23 protein-coding genes are annotated in these 22,277 nt (G+C 63.4%); 8 read left to right on the top strand and 15 right to left on the bottom strand.

Features of this window, described 5'->3' with window-relative positions:
* Window positions 1–439 precede the first annotated feature (439 nt).
* Window positions 440–820: an HU family DNA-binding protein gene (locus T281_RS02530; protein WP_037233695.1), complete on the top strand. Its 381-nt coding sequence runs from the start codon at window positions 440–442 to the stop codon at window positions 818–820.
* Window positions 821–901: 81 nt separating this feature from the next.
* Here the strand turns inward: T281_RS02530 and T281_RS02525 are convergent, their stop codons facing one another.
* The 5 genes from T281_RS02525 to T281_RS02505 all read right to left on the bottom strand — a co-directional run bounded on the left by T281_RS02525 (window position 902) and on the right by T281_RS02505 (window position 4,812).
* Complete coding sequence (locus T281_RS02525; protein ID WP_037233626.1) at window positions 902–1,189, bottom strand: hypothetical protein; 288 nt, start codon at window positions 1,187–1,189, stop codon at window positions 902–904.
* Window positions 1,186–1,515 carry a hypothetical protein gene (locus tag T281_RS02520; RefSeq protein WP_037233624.1) on the bottom strand — a complete coding sequence of 110 codons (330 nt, stop codon included), beginning with the start codon at window positions 1,513–1,515 and terminating at the stop codon, window positions 1,186–1,188. The genes T281_RS02525 and T281_RS02520 overlap by 4 nt, the downstream gene beginning before the upstream one ends.
* 13 nt (window positions 1,516–1,528) lie before the next feature.
* Entirely contained in the window at window positions 1,529–2,566 is a 1,038-nt protein-coding gene (locus tag T281_RS17345) for a glycosyl hydrolase 108 family protein (protein WP_052036940.1), read from the bottom strand.
* 79 nt (window positions 2,567–2,645) lie between these two features.
* Window positions 2,646–2,831, bottom strand: coding sequence for a hypothetical protein (locus T281_RS02510; RefSeq protein ID WP_037233622.1), 186 nt, complete (start codon window positions 2,829–2,831; stop codon window positions 2,646–2,648).
* Window positions 2,832–3,198: 367 nt separating this feature from the next.
* The gene (locus T281_RS02505) at window positions 3,199–4,812 is read right to left on the bottom strand and encodes a hypothetical protein (RefSeq protein ID WP_037233619.1); all 1,614 of its coding nucleotides are present in this window, start codon (window positions 4,810–4,812) and stop codon (window positions 3,199–3,201) included.
* 141 nt (window positions 4,813–4,953) lie between these two features.
* Here T281_RS02505 and T281_RS17340 point away from each other — a divergent pair, with 141 nt between their 5' ends.
* The 6 genes from T281_RS17340 to T281_RS02475 all read left to right on the top strand — a co-directional run bounded on the left by T281_RS17340 (window position 4,954) and on the right by T281_RS02475 (window position 13,763).
* On the top strand, window positions 4,954–5,766 hold the full coding sequence (locus tag T281_RS17340; protein ID WP_162173094.1) for a GNAT family N-acetyltransferase: 813 nt from the start codon (window positions 4,954–4,956) through the stop codon (window positions 5,764–5,766).
* Between the two features lie 192 nt (window positions 5,767–5,958).
* A complete protein-coding gene (otsB, locus tag T281_RS02495) occupies window positions 5,959–6,705 on the top strand; it encodes a trehalose-phosphatase (protein ID WP_037233617.1) in 747 nt (248 codons plus the stop codon).
* Window positions 6,706–6,710: 5 nt separating this feature from the next.
* Window positions 6,711–8,507, top strand: coding sequence for a glycoside hydrolase family 15 protein (locus T281_RS02490; RefSeq protein ID WP_037233614.1), 1,797 nt, complete (start codon window positions 6,711–6,713; stop codon window positions 8,505–8,507).
* Window positions 8,504–9,892, top strand: coding sequence for an alpha,alpha-trehalose-phosphate synthase (UDP-forming) (gene otsA / locus T281_RS02485; RefSeq protein ID WP_037233612.1), 1,389 nt, complete (start codon window positions 8,504–8,506; stop codon window positions 9,890–9,892). Before T281_RS02490 ends, otsA begins: the two co-directional genes overlap by 4 nt.
* Complete coding sequence (locus T281_RS02480) at window positions 9,889–10,809, top strand: glucokinase (RefSeq protein WP_037233609.1); 921 nt, start codon at window positions 9,889–9,891, stop codon at window positions 10,807–10,809. The genes otsA and T281_RS02480 overlap by 4 nt, the downstream gene beginning before the upstream one ends.
* Before the next feature lie 158 nt (window positions 10,810–10,967).
* Window positions 10,968–13,763 carry a hypothetical protein gene (locus tag T281_RS02475; protein WP_155955022.1) on the top strand — a complete coding sequence of 932 codons (2,796 nt, stop codon included), beginning with the start codon at window positions 10,968–10,970 and terminating at the stop codon, window positions 13,761–13,763.
* A 41-nt stretch (window positions 13,764–13,804) separates the two neighbouring features.
* On the opposite strand, the gene T281_RS02470 is transcribed toward T281_RS02475, so the two are convergent.
* Both T281_RS02470 and T281_RS02465 read right to left on the bottom strand, forming a co-directional pair.
* On the bottom strand, window positions 13,805–14,599 hold the full coding sequence (locus tag T281_RS02470) for an enoyl-CoA hydratase/isomerase family protein (protein ID WP_037233603.1): 795 nt from the start codon (window positions 14,597–14,599) through the stop codon (window positions 13,805–13,807).
* Window positions 14,600–14,733: 134 nt separating this feature from the next.
* Window positions 14,734–15,432, bottom strand: a complete 699-nt coding sequence (locus T281_RS02465) for a cytochrome b (protein ID WP_155955020.1) — start codon at window positions 15,430–15,432, stop codon at window positions 14,734–14,736.
* A gap of 54 nt (window positions 15,433–15,486) precedes the next feature.
* On the opposite strand from T281_RS02465, the gene T281_RS02460 reads away from it, so the two are divergent.
* Window positions 15,487–15,870 (top strand): hypothetical protein, encoded by a 384-nt coding sequence (locus T281_RS02460; RefSeq protein ID WP_037233597.1) that lies wholly within the window; start codon window positions 15,487–15,489, stop codon window positions 15,868–15,870.
* Between the two features lie 137 nt (window positions 15,871–16,007).
* On the opposite strand, the gene T281_RS02455 is transcribed toward T281_RS02460, so the two are convergent.
* The 8 genes from T281_RS02455 to T281_RS02420 all read right to left on the bottom strand — a co-directional run.
* The gene (locus tag T281_RS02455; RefSeq protein ID WP_037233594.1) at window positions 16,008–16,601 is read right to left on the bottom strand and encodes a hypothetical protein; all 594 of its coding nucleotides are present in this window, start codon (window positions 16,599–16,601) and stop codon (window positions 16,008–16,010) included.
* Window positions 16,583–17,026 (bottom strand): GNAT family N-acetyltransferase, encoded by a 444-nt coding sequence (locus tag T281_RS02450; RefSeq protein ID WP_037233591.1) that lies wholly within the window; start codon window positions 17,024–17,026, stop codon window positions 16,583–16,585. The genes T281_RS02455 and T281_RS02450 overlap by 19 nt, the downstream gene beginning before the upstream one ends.
* Entirely contained in the window at window positions 17,023–19,167 is a 2,145-nt protein-coding gene (locus tag T281_RS02445; protein ID WP_052036938.1) for a baseplate megatron protein TIM-barrel domain-containing protein, read from the bottom strand. Before T281_RS02445 ends, T281_RS02450 begins: the two co-directional genes overlap by 4 nt.
* 10 nt (window positions 19,168–19,177) lie before the next feature.
* The gene (locus T281_RS02440) at window positions 19,178–20,602 is read right to left on the bottom strand and encodes a hypothetical protein (RefSeq protein ID WP_037233588.1); all 1,425 of its coding nucleotides are present in this window, start codon (window positions 20,600–20,602) and stop codon (window positions 19,178–19,180) included.
* A 90-nt stretch (window positions 20,603–20,692) separates the two neighbouring features.
* Window positions 20,693–21,082, bottom strand: coding sequence for a hypothetical protein (locus tag T281_RS02435; RefSeq protein ID WP_037233584.1), 390 nt, complete (start codon window positions 21,080–21,082; stop codon window positions 20,693–20,695).
* Complete coding sequence (locus T281_RS02430; RefSeq protein WP_037233581.1) at window positions 21,066–21,359, bottom strand: hypothetical protein; 294 nt, start codon at window positions 21,357–21,359, stop codon at window positions 21,066–21,068. The genes T281_RS02435 and T281_RS02430 overlap by 17 nt, the downstream gene beginning before the upstream one ends.
* Window positions 21,360–21,614 (bottom strand): hypothetical protein, encoded by a 255-nt coding sequence (locus T281_RS02425; protein ID WP_037233577.1) that lies wholly within the window; start codon window positions 21,612–21,614, stop codon window positions 21,360–21,362.
* Window positions 21,615–21,683: 69 nt separating this feature from the next.
* The coding region (locus T281_RS02420) for a P22 phage major capsid protein family protein (RefSeq protein ID WP_276324610.1) at window positions 21,684–22,277 on the bottom strand (594 nt) is incomplete at its 5' end.

Genomic DNA, 22,277 nt, shown 5'->3' with positions numbered 1-22,277 from the left:
CCACACGATCCGCTTTTCCACACGGGATGGGTATAAGAAAATACGTTCACTTTATGTTCTAGTTGCACCCGGCGTTCGTGTCAAGCACCGTCGGTGCCGAGACGGTTTGTTAACAGCGCTGCGGAAAACAGCCCGTAAAATAAGGATTTTTCGGGCCAAAAAACCACACTTTGTTACAAAATTGCCGTCCAACCAGCATATGGCGCGTTTCCCGCTCGAAAAGGTTGTTGACGCGCGGCGCTACACGGCTCGAAGGTTGCGTAGCGTCAAACGGCCATTTAGACCTGATTCTGTTGGCCTAAATCGCAATCGGTGCTCTTGACCCGGTGGATCGAACGTACAACATCGATTGCACTCAAGGGATGGGTTGGTTTGATCAGCCATCGGTAACGGACGCCCGGATTTCTCTTTCTAAGGCATGTATAAGAAGGAACTCGAGATGTCGAAAACGCAAGCGGCGCCTGCGGCCAAGGCTGCGAAATCTGAGGCGGCGAAACCCAAGGCTGCGGCAAAGGCGGCAGCACCCGCGAAAGCGGAAAAGGCAGAGATCGTGACGCTTCGTCAGCTCGCCACGGAAGTTGCCGAGACGCACGGCCTTTCGCAGAAGCAGGCGAACGAGGTTCTGTCGGAGGCTGTTTCCAGCATCGGCAAGCATCTGAAGAAGGGCGCGCGCATCCGTATCGCCGGACTTGGCACGCTCGAAGTGCGCAAGCGCGCTGCCCGCACGGGCCGCAACCCGGCGACGGGCGAGGCGATTGAAATCAAGGCCAGCAAGAAAGTGGCTTTCCGCGCGGCCAAAGATCTGAGCGAGTCCATCTAGGGTTTCGCGTCCAAGCAGTCGAGTTCGGCCAGCGACGAAACGGTGCGGCTATAAGACATCGTTTCGTCGCGGCAAGTTTCGCTATTTGGGCCGCACGCAAAGCGAGCGGTCGATGAGAATATTCTTTATGGCGGTCATTTCCTTTTCGATCGCGCTGAGGCGGGTGTCCGTCTCCGTCTTGTCGCGCGCAATGCCGGACATCACGCCGCCGACGGTGTATCCGGCGACGACCAGAAAGCCGCCGAACGTCAGCACCATCGCGAACGGCAGATAAATTCGGCTCAGCGGTATGGCGCCGTGATGACCGTTGACGGTAGCCGTGGCAACCGACGACATGGCCGAGAGCCGCCCGTCATCGGGGAGGGTCATCGCGTGCGCCTCTCCGCCTTTACCGCGGGACATGGTTTCTGGGAGGCCGCTATCCTGGCCCGCTCGACGGTTCGCCCCTCTTCGATATAGTGGTAGCGCAGATAAAGAAGCCCGAGCGTCGCGGCGAGGATGGCCAGCACCACCCGGCCCTCGGGGCTTTTGGAGAGCGACGCGAGGATTTCCCCGATGGCGGCCACGAGCGCGCCGACGAATTGCGCGACGCCGCTGACGGCCGGGGCCAGCGGCCCGAGAAAGGCAAGCGCGCCGACAGAAAGGCCGAGCTTCCCCGCGACGGCTGATGAAATGAAAGCAAGAAGCGCGTTCATGTGTCTGCTCCCGTCAATCGTTTGAGGCGGTTGGGGCGGAGGTGCCCTGATAGTCGAAGTTGCGGTAGGCCTTGACGTGCTCGCTTCGAATGAGCCGGATCAATGCGATAGCCGCCACGAGAACGGCGCAAAGAAGCAGCCAGCGGTTGGTGGTGGCCCACGCAATCACGTCCTGAAGCGGTTCGAGTGCAGCGCGAGCCCCACCGACGCTGTCGAGAACACTGTCGCTGGAGAAGGTTTCGGTTGCCGCCGCAGCGCCGAATAGCCAAGCAAAGACGCGTTGCAGCACGTTCATCTGGCGCAGCGGCTTGTCGCCGGCCGCTTCGAGATCGCGGCGCGAGACCTCGCGTCGCCTCGGCAGCATCGGCGTCGCTTCCGCGAGCGCCTTGGCGTAGTTCGGCTGCCAGACGCCCGCCTCGCCGTCGAGGGCGTTATCGTGCTGGAACAGCATGACCGCGCGATGGGTCTGCTCGCCGAAGATCCCGTCCACCGCTCCGGCCGGATAACCGAGGGCACGAAGCCGAGCCTGAAGGCTGCGAACCTCGCGACCGCGCATCCCGGCATGGAGCGTTTCGTCGAACGGCAATTGCGCTTCCGGCTGGCCCGCCATGGTTCGCGCGTCGATCCTGATCCCGGCGACGCGGCGCGCCCACCCGGTTCCGAAAACGCGCCACAACCGCCCGAGCCGCTGGAGGAAGGCGAGCCGCGCATCGCAATAGGCCTCGATGTAGTGCGCCTGTTCAAGCCATTGACGCGCGCGCCCCGGGCCTGAATTCACGGCCGCGTCGAACACGCAGAGGTCTAGCCCGGCCGGGAGGGCGTCGCAGTTCATCGTGTCCCAGTAATTCTCGCGATAGATCGCGCGAAGCTCGGCGTCTTCGATCTGCCGAACGGGCCTTGGCCGCTTGCCCTGCCTTTTTCGCCAGGCGTCGTATTCGCGCTGGATCACGCCCCGCATGGTTGGGCCGCCCGGATCGTCCGGGTGATTGGAGTAGCCCCCCTCCCATTTGAGCGTGATGGCAAGGCAGCGCTCGAAATTGCCAGCCGCCATGGTGCACCTCCCATAAATGAAGAAAGCCGGTCGTGACCGGCTTCCAAAGGACAAAGAGATCGGTCGGCAGTTCGCGGATCTACTTCGCCGGCGAGGCTGCGGTCAGTCCGGCCGGTTCCGCCTGGTTCTGGGCGTCCGCGAGACGCATCGAGAAATGCGAAACTGCCGGCAGGGCGTTGAGCCCCGCCTGACGCAACGCCACGTCCAGCAGGCCCTGGAATGCCTGAAGTTCTTTTTCGTCGAGCGTGAGGGTGATGGTTTTCATCGTGGTTCCCGTGAAAGAGAGGATGCGAGGACATTGGGTGGGCGCTGGCCGCCGTTCGCGAGAAGCGCAAATAAAACAAAGGCCAGAGCGCCGTTTCCAGGCAAAGGGAATGACGCTCCAGCCCCGCCGGAGATCGGCGATGTTGAAATATCGTTATCGATAAGTTGATCCGCGTGCAGGAGGGTGCTGAACGCGCGTTTTGCCCCAGTGCTCTGGCGCATACGTTTGGTACACATTGCCGCACGCTCTCAAACAAACGCATGCGCCTCAAGAGCACTAGCAAACGGTTGATTCTAGTGCAGTTTCGAATTTTACATTTGATGACGGTGCCATCAGCGGTTGTGAATCAAATGTAAAATTCACTGCACTAGGTGAGGCTCACATAATGCCAGGCGCCGCCGTAATAGGCGTAGAGGCGCCCGTTCGTCGTATCGATTTCCAGCGGCACCCGGCCGGTGTAGCTCGTGGGCGTTCCGGTTGGCGCGCCCGCACTCGACGGTACGTGAATGAACCCCGCCGTCGCAGTCGTCGCAAGCGCGGCATTGCCGAAAACCACGTTGCCGCTCGTGTCGATGGTCAGATAGTCATTCGTGCCGAGTGTCGCCGATCCCGCGATCTTGAAGGCGTCGGATGCGCTGGCATGAAGACCGATGTTCCAGTGTCTGCTCGTGCTGAGGCGCGAAAAGAGGAGGTTCGCGTTGGAGTTCTGCGCGGCCAGTTGCGACACCACCGGCCCCGTTCCAGAGTTATAGACGTAGTCATAAACGACGCCTGTCGCATTGCCCGAGACGTACTGGGCGTACACACTGCCGGAAACCGACCCGTTCCAGGTGATGTGCATGCATTTCTGGTTGCCGGAGAGGGTGGTCGGTGCCAGCAGGAATGCGCTCGAATAGTTCGATTCGACCGTGCTCGGGCTGACATAGAGGGGCGTGGTATTCACGCGGGTGCAGTTGCCGGAGTCGATATACGGCAGGCCGAGGAACTGCGTTGCCGTGGAATTCGCCTGCCAGAGCTGTGGCGCGTTGTTGACGTTGAAGTAGTAGTTCGTCTGGAAGAAATGCGTAATGCTCGTATAGCCGGTTCCATGATTATAGACGATCCGGCTGTTCGCATTCCAGTCGTTCAGATACAGCCGGTCCACCATGATCGCGCACCACGGCGGCGTGTCTGTATACGTATCGTTCCGCGGCAGCATGAAGCTCAGGGGGCGCTTGCTCGTCCCCTGGATCGTATATTCCTGAAGGTGGAACTCGAAGATCGAGTCCGACGCCGTTCCACCCTGCCAGTAACAGGACTCCCACGACAGCATGAGAGAGGCGTCAGACGTGTTCTTCTTGTAGCCGTTCGGCGCGACGTTGAAGCCGAGATGCATCGTCACATCGTTGCGTGTAGCGGCCGAGGCATCCGTGTTGCTCGCATTGCCGCCGCAGCGGACGGCGAGGTCGTAGGACGCCGATGTGTAGTTGTCGAGCGTCGAGACGTCGACAGTCCAGAGCGGGTCGGCGTAGAGGCCGACACGGCTCGCACCGCTGCCCGTGATGGTGGGCGTGTTATTGCTCTTCAGGTACGGGAGCGAGAGCGTGGTGCCGTCGAACGCCGAGTTGGTAACGCCGGCGAAGGCATCCGCGCTATTGTATTGGATCTGACCGGAAGAGCCGCCCGGCGTACCGCCCCCGCCGCTTTCCGAAGCAGAAGCATGCGGAATGTCGTCGGCGGGCCAGGGCGAAACCGTGGCGGACGACGACGTCAGCACTTCCTTGTAGTCCGCGATCGAGCCGAGATAGATGTCAGTCGTGAGGCGGCCCGAACCGTCGAGAACGAGCGGATTGGTGTTGGCAATGGTGCCTTCATCGTCCAAGTACGTATCTTGCAGAGTGGTGGTTCCGGCCTGATAGTAGTACAGATTGCCCAGCGAAAGCGGATCGCCGTTCTTGTCGAAGAACTGATACCCCTTGGGGTAACGCAGTCGCGTAATCATGCGTAGGCTCCATTGTTGTGTTAAGGTCTCTGGCGGCATGCGGTGCGGACCGTTTGGACCGGCGCTCACAAGCGGTTCGCGCGAGCGCACCCGTTCGGCTCGGGGCGGCGCATGGACATCGCGATGTCAAAGGGGGCGCCGATGAATCCGATTGACTTTGCCGATTTCCATCAGGCTGCGCTTGAGTCCGACGCTGTCCGGCACAATCTGCCGCTGAGCATCATCGAGCGGCTGCGCACCCAAGGCGAAGCGGGCGGTATCAAATACTGGACGCTTGGACATCCGGGCGCGTGCGCGCTTCAGACGCCGGGCTTTCCGTTGCTTCTATGCAATCTTTCGCGGGACGAATGCCGCCGCTTCGCCGATCTGGCCGTAGGTCTCGATTTTGCGGACGTCGTCGGCACCGGCGACACCGCGCTTCAGTTCGCCGAACGCGCCCGCGAGCACGGGATCGTGTTTGACGAGAAAATTCCGCAAGCGATCCTTTCGCTCGATCAAGAGCCAGCGGCGCCGAGCGTCGAAGGATTCTCTCGATTGTTGGCGACGCCGGATCTGCCGCTTTTCCGGGATTGGATCGCGGGCTTCATTCGCGAGGCGGTTCCGCGTGACGACTGCCCATCGGATGAACGGCTTCTCGCGGCTCTTGGCGAACACCGTCACTGGGTGTGGATCGCGGGCGGCGTGCCTGTCTCAATGGCCGCAATCGGACGGCGCAACCGCACGGCGGGCGCGATCAATTCCGTTTATACGCTGCCGGGGTTTCGCGGGCGCGGGTATGCAGGCGCAATCACCGCGGTCGTTGCGCAGCAGCTCTTTTCCGAAGGCCGCGCGTTTGCATGCCTTTATGTCCACAAAAGCAATCCTGCATCCAACCGCTGTTATGCAAAACTGGGCTTCAAGCCGGTGTGCGATGCTTGGCACATTGTTCGCTCGAAGCTTGGGCTTCACAAATAATGCCATAAAATCAGCACTTTATTCTTCTATTGCGGCTTATCTCCAGCTACCGCATATCTCGACGGCAGGCCGTTTCCCGAGCCCGCTTTCGTTTTTGTTACCCGCGAGAAATTGACTGTGCCTTCACTCGACACTCCCGCCCGCTCGTTCCCAGTTGATAGCCCGAGCGGTCGAGCCCCCCGGACGTTGCCCATGGATTTTCTGCCGAGCCTGAGTAACGTCGGCGCATACGCATTCTTTCTCGATTTCGACGGCACGCTGACCGAGATCGCGGACACGCCTGCGGCGGTCGCCGTCGATCCGCGCACGCCCGCTGCGCTCGCGAGGCTACACGCCGGCACGGGCGGGGCACTTGCCATCGTGACAGGTCGAGAGATCGACACCATCGACAGGTTCCTCGCGCCGCTCAGACTGCCGGTCGCGGGCGTCCATGGTTACGAACTGAGGGATGTGCGCGGTTTCCGGCTCACCGAGGCGTCGGACGATGCCGCGGGCGCGCGCATCGAGGGCGTGCTTGCCAACTTCGCCGCTCAAAATCCCGGTCTCCTTCTCGAAAGAAAGCGCGGCGCGCTCGCGATCCATTATCGCTTGCGCCCCGAGCTTGAAACGCTTTGCCTTGCTCTCGTGAAGGAATTGGCGGCACCCCTGTCCGGCTTCGTTCTCACGCATGGCAAGATGGTTGTCGAGCTTCGGCTGCATCGCGCGACGAAAGGCACGGCCATCGCCCTGTTGATGCAACAACCGCCGTTTCAGGGGCGCGTCCCGTTCTTCGCGGGCGACGACGCAACCGACGAAGACGCGATCCTCGTTGTGAACGCTTTGGGGGGCATCACCGCGAAGGTCGGTCCGGGCGAAAGCGCAGCGCAATATCGCGTCCCGGACGTTTCGTCGTTCCTCTCCTGGCTCTATGCCACCGCCGGCACATTTGAAGGACGTTGAGTTTAATGGCTAATCTCGATCTGGGCCTCATCGGAAACTGCAATATCAGCGCCCTCGTCGACACAAGCGCGCGCATCGTGTGGTGCTGCCTTCCGCGTTTCGATGGCGATCCGGTGTTTCATCAGCTTCTCGGCTGCAAGAACCGCAATCCCGACGATGGCGCTTTCACGATCGAGATGCCGGGGCTGAAATCGACCGAGCAGTTCTACGTTCCCAACACCGCCATTCTGAAAACCGTGCTGCATGCGGAAAGCGGCTCCGTGGAGATTACGGACTTCATCCCACGCTTCTACAAGCGCAACCGTCCTTTTCGCCCGAAGACACTGATCCGCACCATCACCGCCAAAGACGGGTCGCCGCGCATCCGGGTTCGCATCAGGCCCCGCTTCCGCTATGGCGCGGTGGAGCCGCAGATCACTTCCGGGTCGAACCACATCCGCTTCATCGGCCCCGACATGACGGTGCGCGTGACGACCGACGCGCCTGTCGACTACGTGTTGGAGGAGACAGTCTTCAATCTCACCGAGCCGATCCATTTCGTGATGGGCCCCGATGAGACGCTGACGGACAGCCCCTTCAACATTGCCCGCGATTTTGAAGAGCAGACAACCGTCTATTGGCAGAACTGGAGCGGCAGACTGGCGCTTCAGCCGGAGTGGCAGGAAGCGGTGATCCGCGCGGCCGTCACCCTGAAGCTCTGCTCCTACGAGCCGACAGGCGCCATCGTGGCCGCGATGACGACCAGCATCCCCGAAGCTCCGGGCACGGGCCGTAACTGGGACTACCGCTATTGCTGGGTGCGCGACGCCTATTTCGTGATCCGCGCGCTGACGAGCCTCTCGGCGGGCCGCACGCTTGAGAATTATTACCGCTGGATCATGAACATCGTCGCTTCTTCGGATGAGCACATCCAGCCTGTCTATGGGATCGCGCTTGAGAAAGACCTGTTCGAAAGCACGGCGGCAGCTCTGCCCGGCTTCCAGAGCGCAAGCGGCGTGGATAACGGCCCGGTGCGCATCGGCAATCAGGCCTACGAGCATTTCCAGCACGACACCTACGGCAACCTGATCCTCGGCGCGGCGCAGGCCTTCATCGACAAGCGCCTCCTGACGCGCGCGGGCGTGGAAGATTTCCGCCGGCTCGAACATGTCGGCGAGCAGGCGTTCAAGCTGCACGACGTGCCGGACGCGGGCATCTGGGAACTTCGTAACCGCGCCCGCGTGCACACCTCGTCAAGCGTCATGTGCTGGGCCGCGTGCGACCGTCTGGCGAAGCTCGCGTCCTATGTCGGCGAGCACAACCGTGTCGCTTTCTGGCGTGAGCGCGCCGAACTTATCCGGCATAAGATTGTTACCTGCGCATGGTCAGATAAGCGCAAGGCTTTCGTCGAGAGCTTTGGCGGCGAGCATCTGGACGCAAGCGTGCTTCTGATGGGCGAACTCGGTTTCATCGATGGACAGGACCCGCGCTTTCTTTCCACCGTCACCCAGCTTGAGAAAGTGCTGGGTCGCGGGCCGTTCATGATGCGTTACGAAGCGGCCGACGATTTCGGCGTTCCCGAAACAGCCTTCAACATTTGCGCGTTCTGGCGGCTCGATGCACTGGCCCGCGTTGGAAAAAGCGAGCAGGCGCGGGAAATTTTCCAGTCGCTTTTGAACGCCCGTAACCATTTGGGACTTATGTCTGAGGATACCGATCCGGTCACGGGCGCGGCCTGGGGCAATTTCCCTCAAACTTATTCCATGGTCGGCATCATCAACGGGGCAACGCGCCTGTCCAAGCCATGGGAGGCTTTCGTTTGAGCCGTCTCATCATCGTTTCGAACCGTGTCGCGGATCTCGAAGCCCAGGTGCAGTCAGGTGGCCTTGCGGTCGCGCTCGGCGATGCGTTGCGCACGGTCGGCGGCATCTGGTTCGGCTGGGACGGAAAGCTCGTCGAAGGAGGCGAGCCCGCTGCGGTGTCGAAGAACGAGAACGGCGCGGTCACAACCGCCACTATCCCGATGACCGAGCGGGACTACGAAGAATATTATCTCGGCTTCGCGAACAAGGTGCTCTGGCCGGTCTGCCACTATCGGCTCGACCTCGTGCATTTCGAACCGGGCTATTTCGAAGGTTACAAGCGCGTCAACTGCAACTTCGCGACGGCGCTGGCTCCGCTTCTCGCGCCTAACGACGTCGTCTGGGCGCACGACTACCACCTGATCTCGTTCGCCAGCGAATTGCGCGCGCTCGGCGCGAAGCAGCGGCTCGGCTTTTTCCTGCATATCCCGTTTCCACCGCCGGAACTGTTGCAAGCCATCCCGACGCATGAATGGCTTGTCGAAGCGCTGTTCCAGTTCGACGTGATCGGCTTTCAGACCGAAAACGACGTCAGCAATTTCCATCGTTTCATAGAGAACCACGCGGACGGCGAAATTCTGGACGATGACAGGGTTCGCGCTTACGGCCGCACCGTGATCGCGCGGGCCTTTCCCATCGGCATCGATGTCGATGAATTTGCCAACGCCGCACAAACGCCGGAGGCCGATTCGCAGATCGAGCGGCTCAACCGCCGAACGGTCGTGCGCTCGCACATCATCGGCGTGGACCGCCTCGATTACACGAAGGGCCTGCCCGAGCGCTTCAAGGCGTTTCGCAAGTTCCTCGAAATGCACCCCGAGCACTGGAAGGCCGTGACGCTGATGCAGATCGCGCCGCCGACCCGCATCGAGGTTGAAGCCTACGCCAACATCCGCGAGGAGTTGGAGGGCCTCTCCGGCGCGATCAACGGCGAGTTCGGCGATTTCGACTGGACGCCATTGCGCTATGTACACCGGGCGATGCCGCGCGATACGCTGGCGGCTCTGTTCAGGGGCAGCGAGGTGGGCCTTGTCACGCCGCTGCGCGACGGCATGAACCTAGTTGCCAAGGAATACGTGGCCGCGCAGGATGAGGAAGATCCGGGCGTGCTCGTGCTGTCGAAATTTGCGGGCGCGGCGGAAGAACTCGAAGAGGCGCTGATCGTGAACCCGTACGACATCGATGACATGGCCAACGCGATGCAGACCGCGCTTCGCATGCCGCTCGAAGAGCGCGTGGAGCGCCACTCCGCGCTCATATCGCGCATTCGCACGCATGACGTCGCGTTCTGGCGCAAGAGCTTCCTCAAGGTGCTGGCCGAAGGTGCGCCGGAGGTCGTGGCGTGACGCCGTGGCGTCTCATCGCCGACGTGGGCGGCACGAATGTGCGGTTCGCGCGCGTGTTCGATGGCCTTGTCGTTGCTGAGCGCCGCGCTTACCAAGGCGCGCGCTTCGAAAGCTTCATCCATGCGATGCGCGTCTATGCGGCTGAGACCGGCGGTCTTGCGGGCTGCGCTTCGGTCGCCATCGGCGCGGCTGGGCCTGTCGCGGCGGGCGAAATTCACCTGACGAATATCGCCTGGACGATCCGCGAGGCGGAGGTCGAGGCGGAGGTATGTGCGCCCTGCACGCTGCTCAACGATGTCGAGGCGGCGGCCTATGGTGCGCTCACACTGACGGAGCCGGATTACGCGCTGTTGAGCGGCCCGGCACCGGACCTGAGCCGCGCAAGGCGCCTCCTCATCGCGAATATCGGCACGGGCTTCGGCGCGGCGGCGCTGTTCAAGGTGGCGAACGTGTGGGTCTCGTGTCCGAGCGAGGCGGGGCATATGTCGCTGCGCCTGCCAGACGATGCCCCTGCTGGTTTGCGGTCGGCCTTTCCCTCCGTGGAGCACGCTCTTTCCGGGCGTGGCCTTGTCCATCTACACGCCGCGCTTAGCGGACGCGATGACGGGCTGTCCGCGCGCGATATCTGCGCCAATGCCGCGTACGATCCCGCCGCCGCCGCCACAATCCGTCTCTTCGCCGAAATCACCGGAAGCGTGCTCGGCGACCTGACGCTTGCCTATACGGCGTGGGACGGTGTGTTCCTTGTCGGCAGCGTCGCCAAGGGCTGCGCCGCCACCGATCCGCGCGCGATGCGTGGCGCGTTCGAGAACAAGGGGCCGATGTCGGACCGACTGAAGGCGGTTCCCATCGCCCTCATGCTGAAGGAAGACCCGGCGTTCTTCGGCCTCGCCATCGCGCCGATGCGCACGCGCTAACAGGTTCGGCCGGACCGGCACCGCGAAGATACAGTTCGCGACAATCTGGGCACATCCCTCAAATTTGATCGATCCACACGCCGCTCGCCATGATCGGGCCGAATGCGTGCGTCAAGCCTCGCGCATTCCTTAAGCCGTTTCAGCCAGGAGCGCGGGCCATGTTGGAAACCGAGACAGCTTCCCCACCCACGAGCCAGCCGGCTCCCACCGGTCAAGCCCCCAGGCGGGTCTCGCGCATCAGGCTTTTCACTCGCGCGACAGTCGGCATCTCGTTCTTCAGCGTGTTGAGCCTCGTCATCGCGCTATTTGCATTTTCGAGCCTGCCGCAGGTGCAGGATCTGCTGTTCGACGCCCGCCCCTACTGGGCTCAGGAGATCGTCTACTGGGCGGGTTTCTACGCCATCGGCATCTTCATCTGGGCGCTGCCGCTCGTCTTCACGTCGCGGCTCCTGCTCCAGCAGAATTACGATGTCATCGGCATAGACAACGAGACGCGGTTCAAGTTCTACGTCTTCCGGCTGCCGAGCCTGTTCGTCGTCTTCGCCTTCATCGCCGTGCTGGTCGGCATCGTCGCCGCCGCGAACAACCTGCCCGTGCCCTTGCAGGACGGCGGCAACAAATACGAAGCGCCGATCCGCCGCCTGCTCGAAACGCATCTCATCACGCTTCTGATCGCCACGGCCGTGGTGCTGCTGCTGGTGATCTTCCGCGATGTGTTCCTGCGCGGCTACGGGCGCGCGATGGCCCGCCGCGAGATCAAGGATGCCGAAGGCTTCAAGCGCTCGCTGATCCGCATCGAACGCTGGACGCGGAAAACCACGCTCGACCTCGACGCCATGGACATGCACCTGTCCGGGTTGAAACCGGCGTGGCTCAGCATGGAGACATGGATCGCCGCGCAGCGCGTGAAGGAATTCATGTGGCGGTACATGATCCGCCTCACGGTCTTCCTGCTGATCCTCGTCGCGATCCATTTCATGTCCTACTCGGAGACGGTGCAGCAGCTGTTCTCATTCCCGGATCTGACATCCAGCCCCGGCGTTCAGCAGACCCTCGATTTCGTCGGCGACACGCTCTACCTGAAGCGGGCCTCGTTCTTGTTCGTGGTATTCGGCGCGTGGTTGCCCTTCATCGCGTTCCTCGCGCTGCTTTCGAACCGCTTCCAGTTTCCGTTCATCGCGGCGCTCGTCGTCGTCGCCATCGGCCTCACGTTCTTCATCGGCGACGGGCACGACGTTCGTGTCGCCACGATAGCGGAGGACCAGCGGTCCACGCTCCGGCCCACCCGTTTCACCGACGCGGTCAAGGGCTGGAAGACCGCCAGCGGCTGGGACGCGCGCGGCTGCGAATGGCTAGCGCCGGACGCAAAGGAACTCGCCGACTGCCCGCGTCCCATCATCGTGTCGGGGGAAGGCGGCGGGAGCCGTGCGGCTTTCCTTCTCGCAAGCGTGCTCGGCTCATTGGAGGACGACAGCCTCGAACGGTCGAAGACCAGCGCGGTGCGGCCTTTTCATCTGCAGCTGTTCGCAATTTCGAGCGTGTCGGGCAGTTCCGTCGGCGCGGCCTTCTACGCGAGTGCGCTCAAGACGCATCAGGCGACGAGCACCGCGGATCTCAAGGCCGCGCTGTTTCGCCAGCGGCTCTGGTTTCCGAATGTAGCAACGGCCAACCTTGAGGCCGCGAACGCTGTTCGTTCGAGCGGCGGCGAGGCGCTGACGCGCACCTTCCTCACCGATTTCGTGGGATACAAGGACGCGCTTCAGGCTGCGCTCTCCAACGATTTCATTTCGCCGGTTTCCATCGGCTTTCTCGCCCGCGACGTGCTGACCCTGTCGCGGCTGCCGTTCGTGCTCGACCGGGCGGGCGTGCTCGAAACCGCTTGGGAGGACGCCTTCAACGGCATCTACGGGACGACGCGCGCGACATCGCCCTTGTCGGGGCCGCTTCTGGCCATGGCGCCGACGCCCGCGAGTTGGACGCCGCTCCTGTTCCTCAACGCTGCCTCGAACGAAACCGGTCGCCGAGTGATCGTAACGCCGGTCACGATGACCGAGCCGACCAAGTCCGGCGACGCGCTCTTCATCGATGCCTATGACATGCACGAACTTCTGTGCTCGCCCTATAAAGACCCGAACACGAACGCCTTTCCCGACATCGGCACGCTCGACGAGATCGCCCGCGCCCTGCCGTCGTATTTCAGCCCGGTGGCGCGTGCGCGCTGCAAGGACAGGAAGCCCGTTTCGATCGACGTGCGGCTCAGTTCCGCCGCTGGCGTGAGTTCACGCTCGCCCTTTGTGTCGCCGCATGCGGGCATCCGCGACAGGCGCGCGCAGATCGTCGACAGCGTGGTCGATGGCGGCTACTTCGACAATTCGGGTGCCGTGACAGCGCTCGAAATCGCCGCAGCGCTCAAGGCGGAGGATAGCAGGCTGAAGCCCTTTATTCTTCAGGTATCGAGCGAGCCCGACTGGTTCAAGGATACGAGCGTCTGCGGCCTCGGAAACGATCCGGGCACCCGCCCGCGCATCCCCGATCAAGCCGACTTCCGTCCCGGCGCTGCGATCTCGGACATCCTGACGCTGAATTCAACGCGCATTGCGCGCGGCTACGGAACCATCGTCGAACTGCCGGACCGGGTGAAGCAACTCAATGGCGGCGTCCGTTCGGTAGCGCAGATCAGCATTTGCCCGCAACCGAGGGAGAATTTCTTTCTGAAGGAAATTCTCAAGTTCTCGAACAAGGACGAGGTTACGAAACAACAAACGCGCGCGATGCGCATCCGCGAGAAAACAAAGGAGCAGGCGCAGTATAAAAGCGTGTCGCTCAGTTGGTGGGTGTCGCCGCCACTTCAGGCGTTCCTCGACGGGCAGATCTATTCCACGCACAATGTGAAGACGCGAAACTGCATACTTTCGCTGCTTCAGGAAACCGAGGCGGGAAAAGCCTGCCAGTAGCATCATCCATCCCGGCTTGGCGTTGTCAGGCCGGGAGCTGATTAACGGCCGCTCCAGTCCGGTTTGCGTTTCGCGAGAAACGCCGCCATGCCTTCGCGGAAGTCCTCGCTCATGTAGCACATGAGGATCAGATCCTGATCATCGGCCTGTCGTTTCGCCGCCAGAACGCGCCGCAAGCCTTCCTTGGTGGCGCGAAGCGTAAGCGGCGCAAAGCTCGCGATTTCGGCGGCGAGTTCCGTCGCGCGTGCATCGAGGGCGACGCGGTCGGGAACGACCTCGTTCAGAAGGCCGATGGCGAGCGCTTCATCCGCCTCGATCAGCCGCGCGGTGAGGATCATATGCTTGACCCGCGCGACGCCGATCAGCGCCGAAAGCCGCGCGAGGTTCGCCACCGATAGGCAGTTGCCGAGCGTGCGCGCGATGGGAATGCCGAACTTCGCGTTTACCGTGCCTATACGCAGGTCGCAGCACGCCGCGATCGCGCCGCCGCCCCCGGTGCACGCGCCAGCGATGGCGGCAATGGTCGGGACGCGGCAGGTTTCGATGGCTGAAAGCACGCGCTCCATGAAGCTTTCGTAGCCGATGGCGTCTTCCGGCTTCTGGAACGCGCGAAACAGCGAGATGTCGGTTCCGGCGGAAAACGCCCTGTCGCCCGCGCCCGTAATTATGAGCGCTCGCACCGACGAATCCGCGTTCGCGGTTTCGCACGCTTCCGCGAGTTTCTCGTACATCTCGAACGTGAAAGCGTTGCGCGCCTCGGGACGGTTGATCGTGATGCGCGCGATGCCGTCCTCAACCGTAAGAAGCAGGGTTTGATCCGGGGTTTCGGTTGTCATGCCGTCTCGCTCATGTCCGTGATGCTCGCGAATCTCGCATTCGCGGCATCACCTTGACGGATATCAGCTTCCCTGTCACGACCCCCCGCGATGCGGTGACGAAAGTACGACCCGATATCATCGTGTGGAGAAGCTCACCACCAGGCCATGCGGCGCATCACGGTGTCTTGCTTGATCAGCCAGTGATACAGCGCGCCTGCTATGTGAAGCGCGATCAGCAATACGAGGATACCGGCGCCGATCTGGTGCGCGGCGGCGAGGTTTTCCACCACGGGCTTGGCCTGCGGGCCGATCAGCGTCGGCAAATTGAAGAGGCCGTAGAAGCTCACTGGCCGGTCCGCTGCCTGGGAGAGGGAAATACCGATCAGCGGCTGCGCGATGAGCATGAGATACAGCGCGTAATGGTTCAGCCGGGAGCCGATCCGGATCAGCGCCGGCTGATCGTCGAGCATGGGAGGTTCGTTGTTAAAGCGCACGAGCAGGCGGATCAGCACCAGAAACAGGATGAGCGCGCCGGTCGCCTTGTGAAGGCTGTAAAGCTGGCCGCGTATCGGATCTTCAGGGGCGATGCCCTTCGTCATGTAAGCGCCAAGCGCGAGCATGAAAAAAGCAAGGATTGCAATCGTCCAATGGAAGGTGCGGGCCCACGGCCCGTAACGAAAATTCATTGCTTGCTCCAGTTCGTTTCTTCCTGAAGCGGGAGCGATGAACGCAGCCGTCCGCACCCGCCAAGGACGACGCCCGTTTTCCCGATTGAGACAATGTTCGGGTTGACGGACGACCGAGCGCCGCGTTCGATGTGTAAAGACACGTTCGAGCCAGAGCGGTTCCAAAGAAACTGGAATTCGTCTAAGTCGCGATCAGCCTCGCATCAGGGAGGGGAGTTGATGTCGCCGGAGCTTATTCCTTTCGTCATCCTCACGATTACCACCACCGCCGCCGCGCTCGGGCTCTATCTGTTCGCCCTGTTTCTGCAACGAAGGCGCCCCGCAAAGCTCATTCTCGGCGCGCATATTCTTCTCGGCATGGCGGGGCTGGAGCAGGTCGCGGTCCTGATCCGGGGAGCCGGACCAAGTGGCGCGGCGGCGGCGGGACAATTCGGCACGGCTGCCGCAGGATTATTCGCGCTTTCGCTCTTTTCGGGGTTCGTCGCGCCGATTGTCGCCCAACGGTCGAAGCAGGGGGGCGTCGCGCTGCTCTATTCGCATGTCGGGCTCGGCCTCGCGGGCTTCGCCTCGCTTCTCGTCTGGTTCGGATCGTTCGCGATGTGACCGTTCCCTCTCCGGCTTCACCGGAAGAGGGGCGGGGTGAGGGGCGCGCTCGCCGATCACATGCGATGCCCCTTGTCGCTTATGCTGCGCGTCGGACCGATGGCCCGGGCGGCAGCGGATCGTGGGGTCTGCCGAGATCAGGAGCCGTAATAAAAGGAGGCGAGGTTTTTGGCTGAGCCGGTGAGCGAGTTGACGGCGCTGGTCAGGGCCGCCGCCTCGGTCGAAGCGGCCGAGAGGAGCGTGCTGCTTGTCGATGAGGCGCTCGATGTGGCTGCGCTCGTGAGCGAGTTCGCCGCGTTCGCGCCGAGTGTCGCCGTCTTGTAGAGGTTGTTCAGCCGGGTCTGATAGGCATCCGAAAGCGACGTTTGCGAGTAGTCTTGCAGCGCGGCGAGCGTGTTGCCCGACAGCCCCATGCCGCTCGCCGCCGCTGACGACTCGATCTTGCTCAGGCCGTAATTCACGCTCGCGGTGAAGCCGGGATCGGTCTGGAAACTCTCGTAATAGGACGTTTGCGCAGCCGAACCGTTCGCGCCGGTCGCGTTGTTGAAGAGCGTGAGCGCGTTCGTGCCCGCCGTGAGATAGGGCTCCTGATAGCTTACCGCCTGATCGTAACGCTTCTGCTGAAGCGCGGCTGCCTCCTTTGCGGCCTTCGCCGTCGTCTGCGCACCGAGATAGGAGGCCGCCGCCGAAGTTGCGCCGTCGAGGAGGGCCGTTACTGCTGCTTCTGCCATGGAAGATCCTTTGCGTAGACTGTTTCGAGGGGCTGGAACTGAAGCCGTTCGAGCAGCGTGAGCGTGCGCGGCGCGCGCCCGGCCACGATGAGCCGCGTGGCGCCCTTTTCCCTCGCCCACGCCTCGAAGGCGCGGAGAAGAGATGCGCCGTGGCCGCGCGCGCCGGGCAGCGCGTACCACGCCGTCTTGAACGCGGTCGGCTCGCCCGTGAGGTAATGCGGTGCGATCATGCCCGCGAGGACCGCCACCGCCGGCTCCTTCGCCGCCAGCAGAACCCGGTTCGGCTCGCAAACCTGCGCGAAGGCGAAGCGGGCGAGCGCGCGCGGATCGGCGCGGCGTCCGCCTTCCTCGGCGTAAAACCGCAGGGCCAGTTCCACGAAGCGGGCGACGTCGGCCTCGCCCGCCTGGCGCACGACGCCGCTCATGTGGCGAGCTTGTTCTGCGCGCGGAGCACCGCAAGCAGCGAATTGATCGTGGCCGATGCTTCCGACGTTGTCGGTTCGAGCGGCACGTTCGCGATGGCTCTGCCGCGCACGAATTCGATGCTCTCGAAGAAATCCGCATATTGCTTGTCGAGCTTGCCCGTCGCCGGGTCCACGATATAAGGGTGGCGGGGGGCGTAGGTCGTCGTCTTGGCCATGCTGTCAAGCTCCGTCGGCAAGGCGTAGGTCGAGAGCTTGCCCGCGATCCAGTGGCCGTAAGCCCAGTTCGCGGCGTCGCTCCAGACCCACCAGAAGAGCGGAAAGTGCGGATAGGGCCGCGCATCCCACGTGTAGATCATGATGCGGGACACATCGACCATGCGGCCGTCATAGACCGTGCTTTGCGGGTTGTTCTCTTCCTCGAAAGCGCCGTCCGTCTCGTCGAAGAAGCGCAGCATGGAATGCAGGTGACGGCGCTGGATGAGATTGTCGGGCAGGCCGGTCGAGTAATATGGAACGGCGCTTTCCGCCGATTTCGGGTCGTAGAACACGTTCGGCTGGTTCGAACCCTTATCGATGGACGGGCAGCCGAGTTCGGTGAACCAGAACGGTTTCGAGCATGGCGCCCACGCCGTTGGCTCCGCCGCCTCGACGCCACCGTGGCGGCTGTAATGCGGGTTCGACCACCAGCCCCAGATGTCCTTGTAGCGGTAGATCCACGGCTTGTTGGAGCCGCCATCGGTGATCGGCGACCGCACCTGCGCGTCGCGGTCGGCGGTGCTGGCGTAGTACCAGTCGTAGCCCTCACCGCCCCTGATGTTGCCCATCAGATAGTCGTAATCGGTGATGGCGGTCAGCGTGCCGTCGTCTTTGAGCGCGCAGTCGATGTTGGGCGGTGTGTCGCGCCAGTCCGACAGCGGCCAGTAATTGTCGAAGGCGATGGCGTCGATGTTTTCATCCGACCACAGCGGGTCGAGGTGAAAGATCGCGTCGCCGGAGCCGTCGGGCGGCTGGTGGGCGAACCATTCGGACCAGTCGGCCGCGTATGATAGCTTCGCGCCCGGCAGGATCGCCTTCACGTCCGCCGCCAGTTGCTTCAGCGCCGCCACGAACGGATAGCTGCCGCCCACGCCGCGCAACCATGTGAGGCCGCGAAGCTCCGTGCCGAGCAGGAAGACATCGACCCCGCCCGCGTCGGCGCAAAGCTGCGCATAATGCAGCACGAACGCCCGATACTGCTGCACGAATGCCGCGACTTCCCCCTCGACCCCTGCCGACTTGTCCGCCGTGCCGTAAGCCTTGGTGATGCGCCCGCGCCAGGGATAGACCGATTGTCCGGTCCCGCCCCAATACGGGTCCGGCAGCGTATTCCCCGCCGGGATGTCCATCAGGATGAACGGCGTGAAGGCGACTTCGAGCTTGCGCGCCTTCATGTCCTTGATGCAGTCGATCAGCGACGTGTCGTCGGGTGTGCCGCCGAAGGCCGCGTTGTCGTCCACCTGCGAGACGACATGCGCCTCGCCGCGTGACATGCCAGCGCAACTCCAGGGGTGCGGCATGGTCTCGAAGCTCGCGCGCGTGACGCCCGGCATGAGCTTGCACTCGCCCGCGCGAAGGTCGGTGCCGTACCACGACACGAACAGGTTCACGAGGCCGACATTCGGCAACTGGCTTTGCATCAGGTCCAGCGAGGTGCGCCAGTCGCACGCGGCATTGCCGATGCGCCCGGCCTTTTTCGCGGCGGCATAGGCGATGAGCCAAGCCTCGCGGTCATAGATGCTGAAGCCGTTTTCGGTCGCGACATATTCCGCGCCGGTCACGATCTGGTCGCGCACGACCTCATAGGGCGCATAGGCGAACTCGGTCGCGGCGGGGATCATGGTCACGGCGCGGATGGCGCTGGCGTAGGCGGTCTCGTCCGCATCGAAGCCCTTGTCGATCCAGCCTTGCGCTGCAAACTCGCGGATGAGCGCGTTCGCCGTGGCGGCCACCTCGGTCCATGAGGCGTCGCTTGCCAGATCGGGGATGGCGGGGCCCTTGCGGCCCTTGAATTTGGAGAGGAAGGCGCGCGTGTTGTTGTCCACGCGGCCCTTGCCGTCGACCGAAAAGCCGAACGGGCTGAACAGATTGTCCTTTCCGCTCATGTCGCGGCCCTCACGGTGCAATGGCGCGCACGCGCGCTTTGGCCGACAGGATGCCGCGCATCACCGGTGACGATGACGCGAGGCGAAAGGTGCGCCCGCCGCGTGGCGCCGCGCCGAGTTGATGGAAGCTCGCCACCGTGAAGCGCTCGCCCACGCGGCCGAGCGCGGCGACGCGCCCGCCGGTCCATGTCGTGCCGCCGTCGTCAGACCAGTCGAGCATGAGCTTCGGGTCGGCCGCCTCGTTGTCGTCGCTCGTGATGCCGACGCCGGGGATGATGTCGACGTCGAGTTGGTCGACGATCAGGCCGTTCGGGAAGGCGTGCAGCGGCGCGGACTGCGCGACGAACAGGTAAGGCTGGCCGCTCTCCGTGTAAGACGCGTCGTCGAGCACGTGCAGACTCGCGTCGAGGCTCGAACCGATCACCACCTTGCCGTTGAAGGAGGCATGCCCGCGCGCCGTCCAGTATTCGAGGTCGCCGCTCGCGCGCTCATGCCAGAGCCCCGTCGCGACATCGAACTCGAACGTCCAGTACGCGCTTGTGATGGCGTAGAAATCGTGGCCGTTGAAATGCGTGTAGACGGCGTAGAGCGCGCGCCGCTCCTCCCACGACAGCGCGGCGATGGCGCGCTCGATGGCGTGTGTGGAGATGCGGACCGGCTCCGAGCCGGTGAGTTGCCGGACGACGCCGTTGTGGTCCACGAAGAGCAGCGAATCCGCCACGCTCGCGACCGTGTGCTCCGCGATGCAGCCGATGTCGATGTCGGCGCGGATCGGCGCGAAGGCGAACGGCGTTGTGCCTGCGTTTTCCCAGATCTCGAGGCTGGCCTCGCCGAGCGCGATCAGCGCGCCGCGATGGGTGACGATGCGGCGTAGCCCGTCCGAGCGGCTCGTGGCCGTGGCGAAGGACAGCGCGTTCACCGTCTCCGCGTCGTTCAGCGCGGTGTGAAAGATGCGCCCGTCCGCGATGGAGAACACGAGATAGCCGTCCAGGAAGGTCACGCTGTTCGGCGCGGGAAGCGTCGTGATGCCGGGCGCGGCGATGGCGTTCGTCGCGGTGTCGAGCACGTAGTAGACGCTGTCGGCGACGATGCCGACCTTCGGGTCCGTCTCCTGGTTCGCGGCCATGATGACCATGCCGCTGCCCGCGATCTCGCCAGTAACCTCTGTGGCGTTGCCTGCATCGTCGAACAGCGCGGCGCGGGTGCCTGCGATGACGTAAAGCCCCTTGCCATAGACATAGAGCATGCCCCGGCATGGACCGTCGAGGCCGGTATCGCCCTGATCGAAACGGCTCGTGCCCGGCACGGCGTAAACCGGAAGCGAGGACTTCGCCGCCCGTCCCATGGCCTCGGCATAGCCGTTCAGCAGGCGCTGGTTCGACACGAAGCCGCTTTTGTCCTTGTTCGACGTGTGACCGAATTCGACGGAAACCATGACATGCCTCGGAAGCTTGACCGCCACGGCGGTTGACGGGTTGAGAGCGTTTTTCGAGCATGGGGCGGCGGCAGGCGCCGCCCCATGCTTCTATCGGCGCTGGCTCGGTAGCGCGGTGAGCGCCCGGTCCTGCGCGGCGCCCGGCGCGCAGACAAAGGCGGCGAGCATTGCCGCGTAGGCTTTCTTCGCGCGGCTCTGGATCGACGTTTGCGCCTCGATCCCGCTTTCGCTCGCCAGTTCGACCGCGAGCAGCGCTTTCGCCCCTTCCACGAAACAAGGCGGAAGCGGGAAATCGTCGTCGAGGTCGGCGGTCTCGGGCGTCACGCTGCCCGCGACGATGCCATCGGCGGCCCATGCCGACAGCATGCCGCCATAGGCTTGCAGCCCGGCGATGGCGCGCGCCGGATCGAGGTTCGCGCCGAGCGGCAGGACACCCAGCCGCCGATACGCGCCGGTGATGACGTCACGCGCCGTAGTCATGCAGAACCTCGCCGAGCGCCTGCCTGAGCCGCGCTTTCGTCCAGCCGGGATCGACTTTGAGACCGCACTCGGCCGCGAGTTGGAGAAGCCCTCGGCGCGATATGGTTTCGAGGGGCTCGACGTCGGGTGAGGCCGCTTCCGGGGAATCCGCCGCCGCGTCGTCATCGAAAACGACCGGAAAGCGCTGCCAGCCTTCCCCGTGCGGCACGTCGCCGGGATGACCGAAAAGGCGAGCTTCGCCCCTCCGGTACATCCAGAGCCGTGTGTCGAGGTGCATTCACGCGCCTTTCATCAGGCCCAGGCCGACGAGCGTCGCGCGGATCTCGTTCAGGAGCGTGACGATCGCTTGTGCCTGCGCTTCGCTGAAGCCGTAGGGCGCGGCGTTGGTCGGTGCGGCGTCGGGCACGGCAGCCTGCGCGGAGCCGCAGCGCTGCGGCGAGGGCGTGGCGTTGTAGAACGAGATGAGGTCGCTCGGGCTTTGGCCGAGCACTGTGCCGTCGGGGTTGCCGTCGGAGAGATGGCGAACGGGCATGGATGTTCTCCTGATATGAAGCGATTGGCGGCGGAGAAGGGGGCCGGGCCGAAGCCCGGCGCTCGTGGCTTACGCGGCCGAACCGGAAAGGCGCGTGGCGAGGTCGGGGTAAATCGGTTTCACGCCGTAGAGGATGTCGAGCCGCCACATGTTGATGTCGTTGACGATGTCGTAGTCGCAGATGACGCGGATCGAGAGGCCGTTGTAGCTCTGCCGCGCCTTCTTGGCCGCGCCCTCCGGCAGTTCCATCGGCACCATGCAAAGCGCGAACGCGTTCTCATGGAAGACGAGGTTCTGCGGATAGTTCGCGCCCGCGGCACCCGCGAATGTCAGCGCCGCGTTGGCCGCAGGGGCCGCGCTCACGGTCTGATACTGGCTCGAAACAATGATCGCGGGCGACACCTTCACCGCGTCGGCGGTGCCGGTTGCCGTAACGGGCGCCTTCACGACGAACTGCTGGAGATAGGGCAGCACCTGCTTCGTGACGGGACTCACGGCATGGACGCCCGCGATGGTGAAGACGTCGCCGGCATTGAGCGTCGCGCCTTCCGTCAGCCCGTCCACCAGGATCGCCGTCTCGTCCGTGTCCTTCGTGGCGAGCCAGGTCGTTACGCCTGTGTTCGTGACGCCGTTCGCCGACGCCGTGGCCGAGATCACGGGCGT

The organism is Rhodomicrobium udaipurense JA643 (assembly GCF_000636015.1).
Lineage (GTDB): Bacteria > Pseudomonadota > Alphaproteobacteria > Rhizobiales > Rhodomicrobiaceae > Rhodomicrobium > Rhodomicrobium udaipurense.
This window is presented reverse-complemented; position numbering and strand designations above follow the sequence as displayed.

Bases quoted from the DNA above. Each gene is read 5' to 3' on its own strand.
- T281_RS02530 (WP_037233695.1), top strand. From the start codon at position 440: ATGTCGAAAACGCAAGCGGCGCCTGCGGCCAAGGCTGCGAAATCTGAG.
- T281_RS02525 (WP_037233626.1), bottom strand. From the start codon at position 1,189: ATGACCCTCCCCGATGACGGGCGGCTCTCGGCCATGTCGTCGGTTGCC.
- T281_RS02520 (WP_037233624.1), bottom strand. From the start codon at position 1,515: ATGAACGCGCTTCTTGCTTTCATTTCATCAGCCGTCGCGGGGAAGCTC.
- T281_RS17345 (WP_052036940.1), bottom strand. From the start codon at position 2,566: ATGGCGGCTGGCAATTTCGAGCGCTGCCTTGCCATCACGCTCAAATGG.
- T281_RS02510 (WP_037233622.1), bottom strand. From the start codon at position 2,831: ATGAAAACCATCACCCTCACGCTCGACGAAAAAGAACTTCAGGCATTC.
- T281_RS02505 (WP_037233619.1), bottom strand. From the start codon at position 4,812: ATGATTACGCGACTGCGTTACCCCAAGGGGTATCAGTTCTTCGACAAG.
- T281_RS17340 (WP_162173094.1), top strand. From the start codon at position 4,954: ATGAATCCGATTGACTTTGCCGATTTCCATCAGGCTGCGCTTGAGTCC.
- otsB (WP_037233617.1), top strand. From the start codon at position 5,959: ATGGATTTTCTGCCGAGCCTGAGTAACGTCGGCGCATACGCATTCTTT.
- T281_RS02490 (WP_037233614.1), top strand. From the start codon at position 6,711: ATGGCTAATCTCGATCTGGGCCTCATCGGAAACTGCAATATCAGCGCC.
- T281_RS02475 (WP_155955022.1), top strand. From the start codon at position 10,968: ATGTTGGAAACCGAGACAGCTTCCCCACCCACGAGCCAGCCGGCTCCC.
- T281_RS02470 (WP_037233603.1), bottom strand. From the start codon at position 14,599: ATGACAACCGAAACCCCGGATCAAACCCTGCTTCTTACGGTTGAGGAC.
- T281_RS02460 (WP_037233597.1), top strand. From the start codon at position 15,487: ATGTCGCCGGAGCTTATTCCTTTCGTCATCCTCACGATTACCACCACC.
- T281_RS02455 (WP_037233594.1), bottom strand. From the start codon at position 16,601: ATGGCAGAAGCAGCAGTAACGGCCCTCCTCGACGGCGCAACTTCGGCG.
- T281_RS02450 (WP_037233591.1), bottom strand. From the start codon at position 17,026: ATGAGCGGCGTCGTGCGCCAGGCGGGCGAGGCCGACGTCGCCCGCTTC.
- T281_RS02445 (WP_052036938.1), bottom strand. From the start codon at position 19,167: ATGAGCGGAAAGGACAATCTGTTCAGCCCGTTCGGCTTTTCGGTCGAC.
- T281_RS02440 (WP_037233588.1), bottom strand. From the start codon at position 20,602: ATGGTTTCCGTCGAATTCGGTCACACGTCGAACAAGGACAAAAGCGGC.
- T281_RS02435 (WP_037233584.1), bottom strand. From the start codon at position 21,082: ATGACTACGGCGCGTGACGTCATCACCGGCGCGTATCGGCGGCTGGGT.
- T281_RS02430 (WP_037233581.1), bottom strand. From the start codon at position 21,359: ATGCACCTCGACACACGGCTCTGGATGTACCGGAGGGGCGAAGCTCGC.
- T281_RS02425 (WP_037233577.1), bottom strand. From the start codon at position 21,614: ATGCCCGTTCGCCATCTCTCCGACGGCAACCCCGACGGCACAGTGCTC.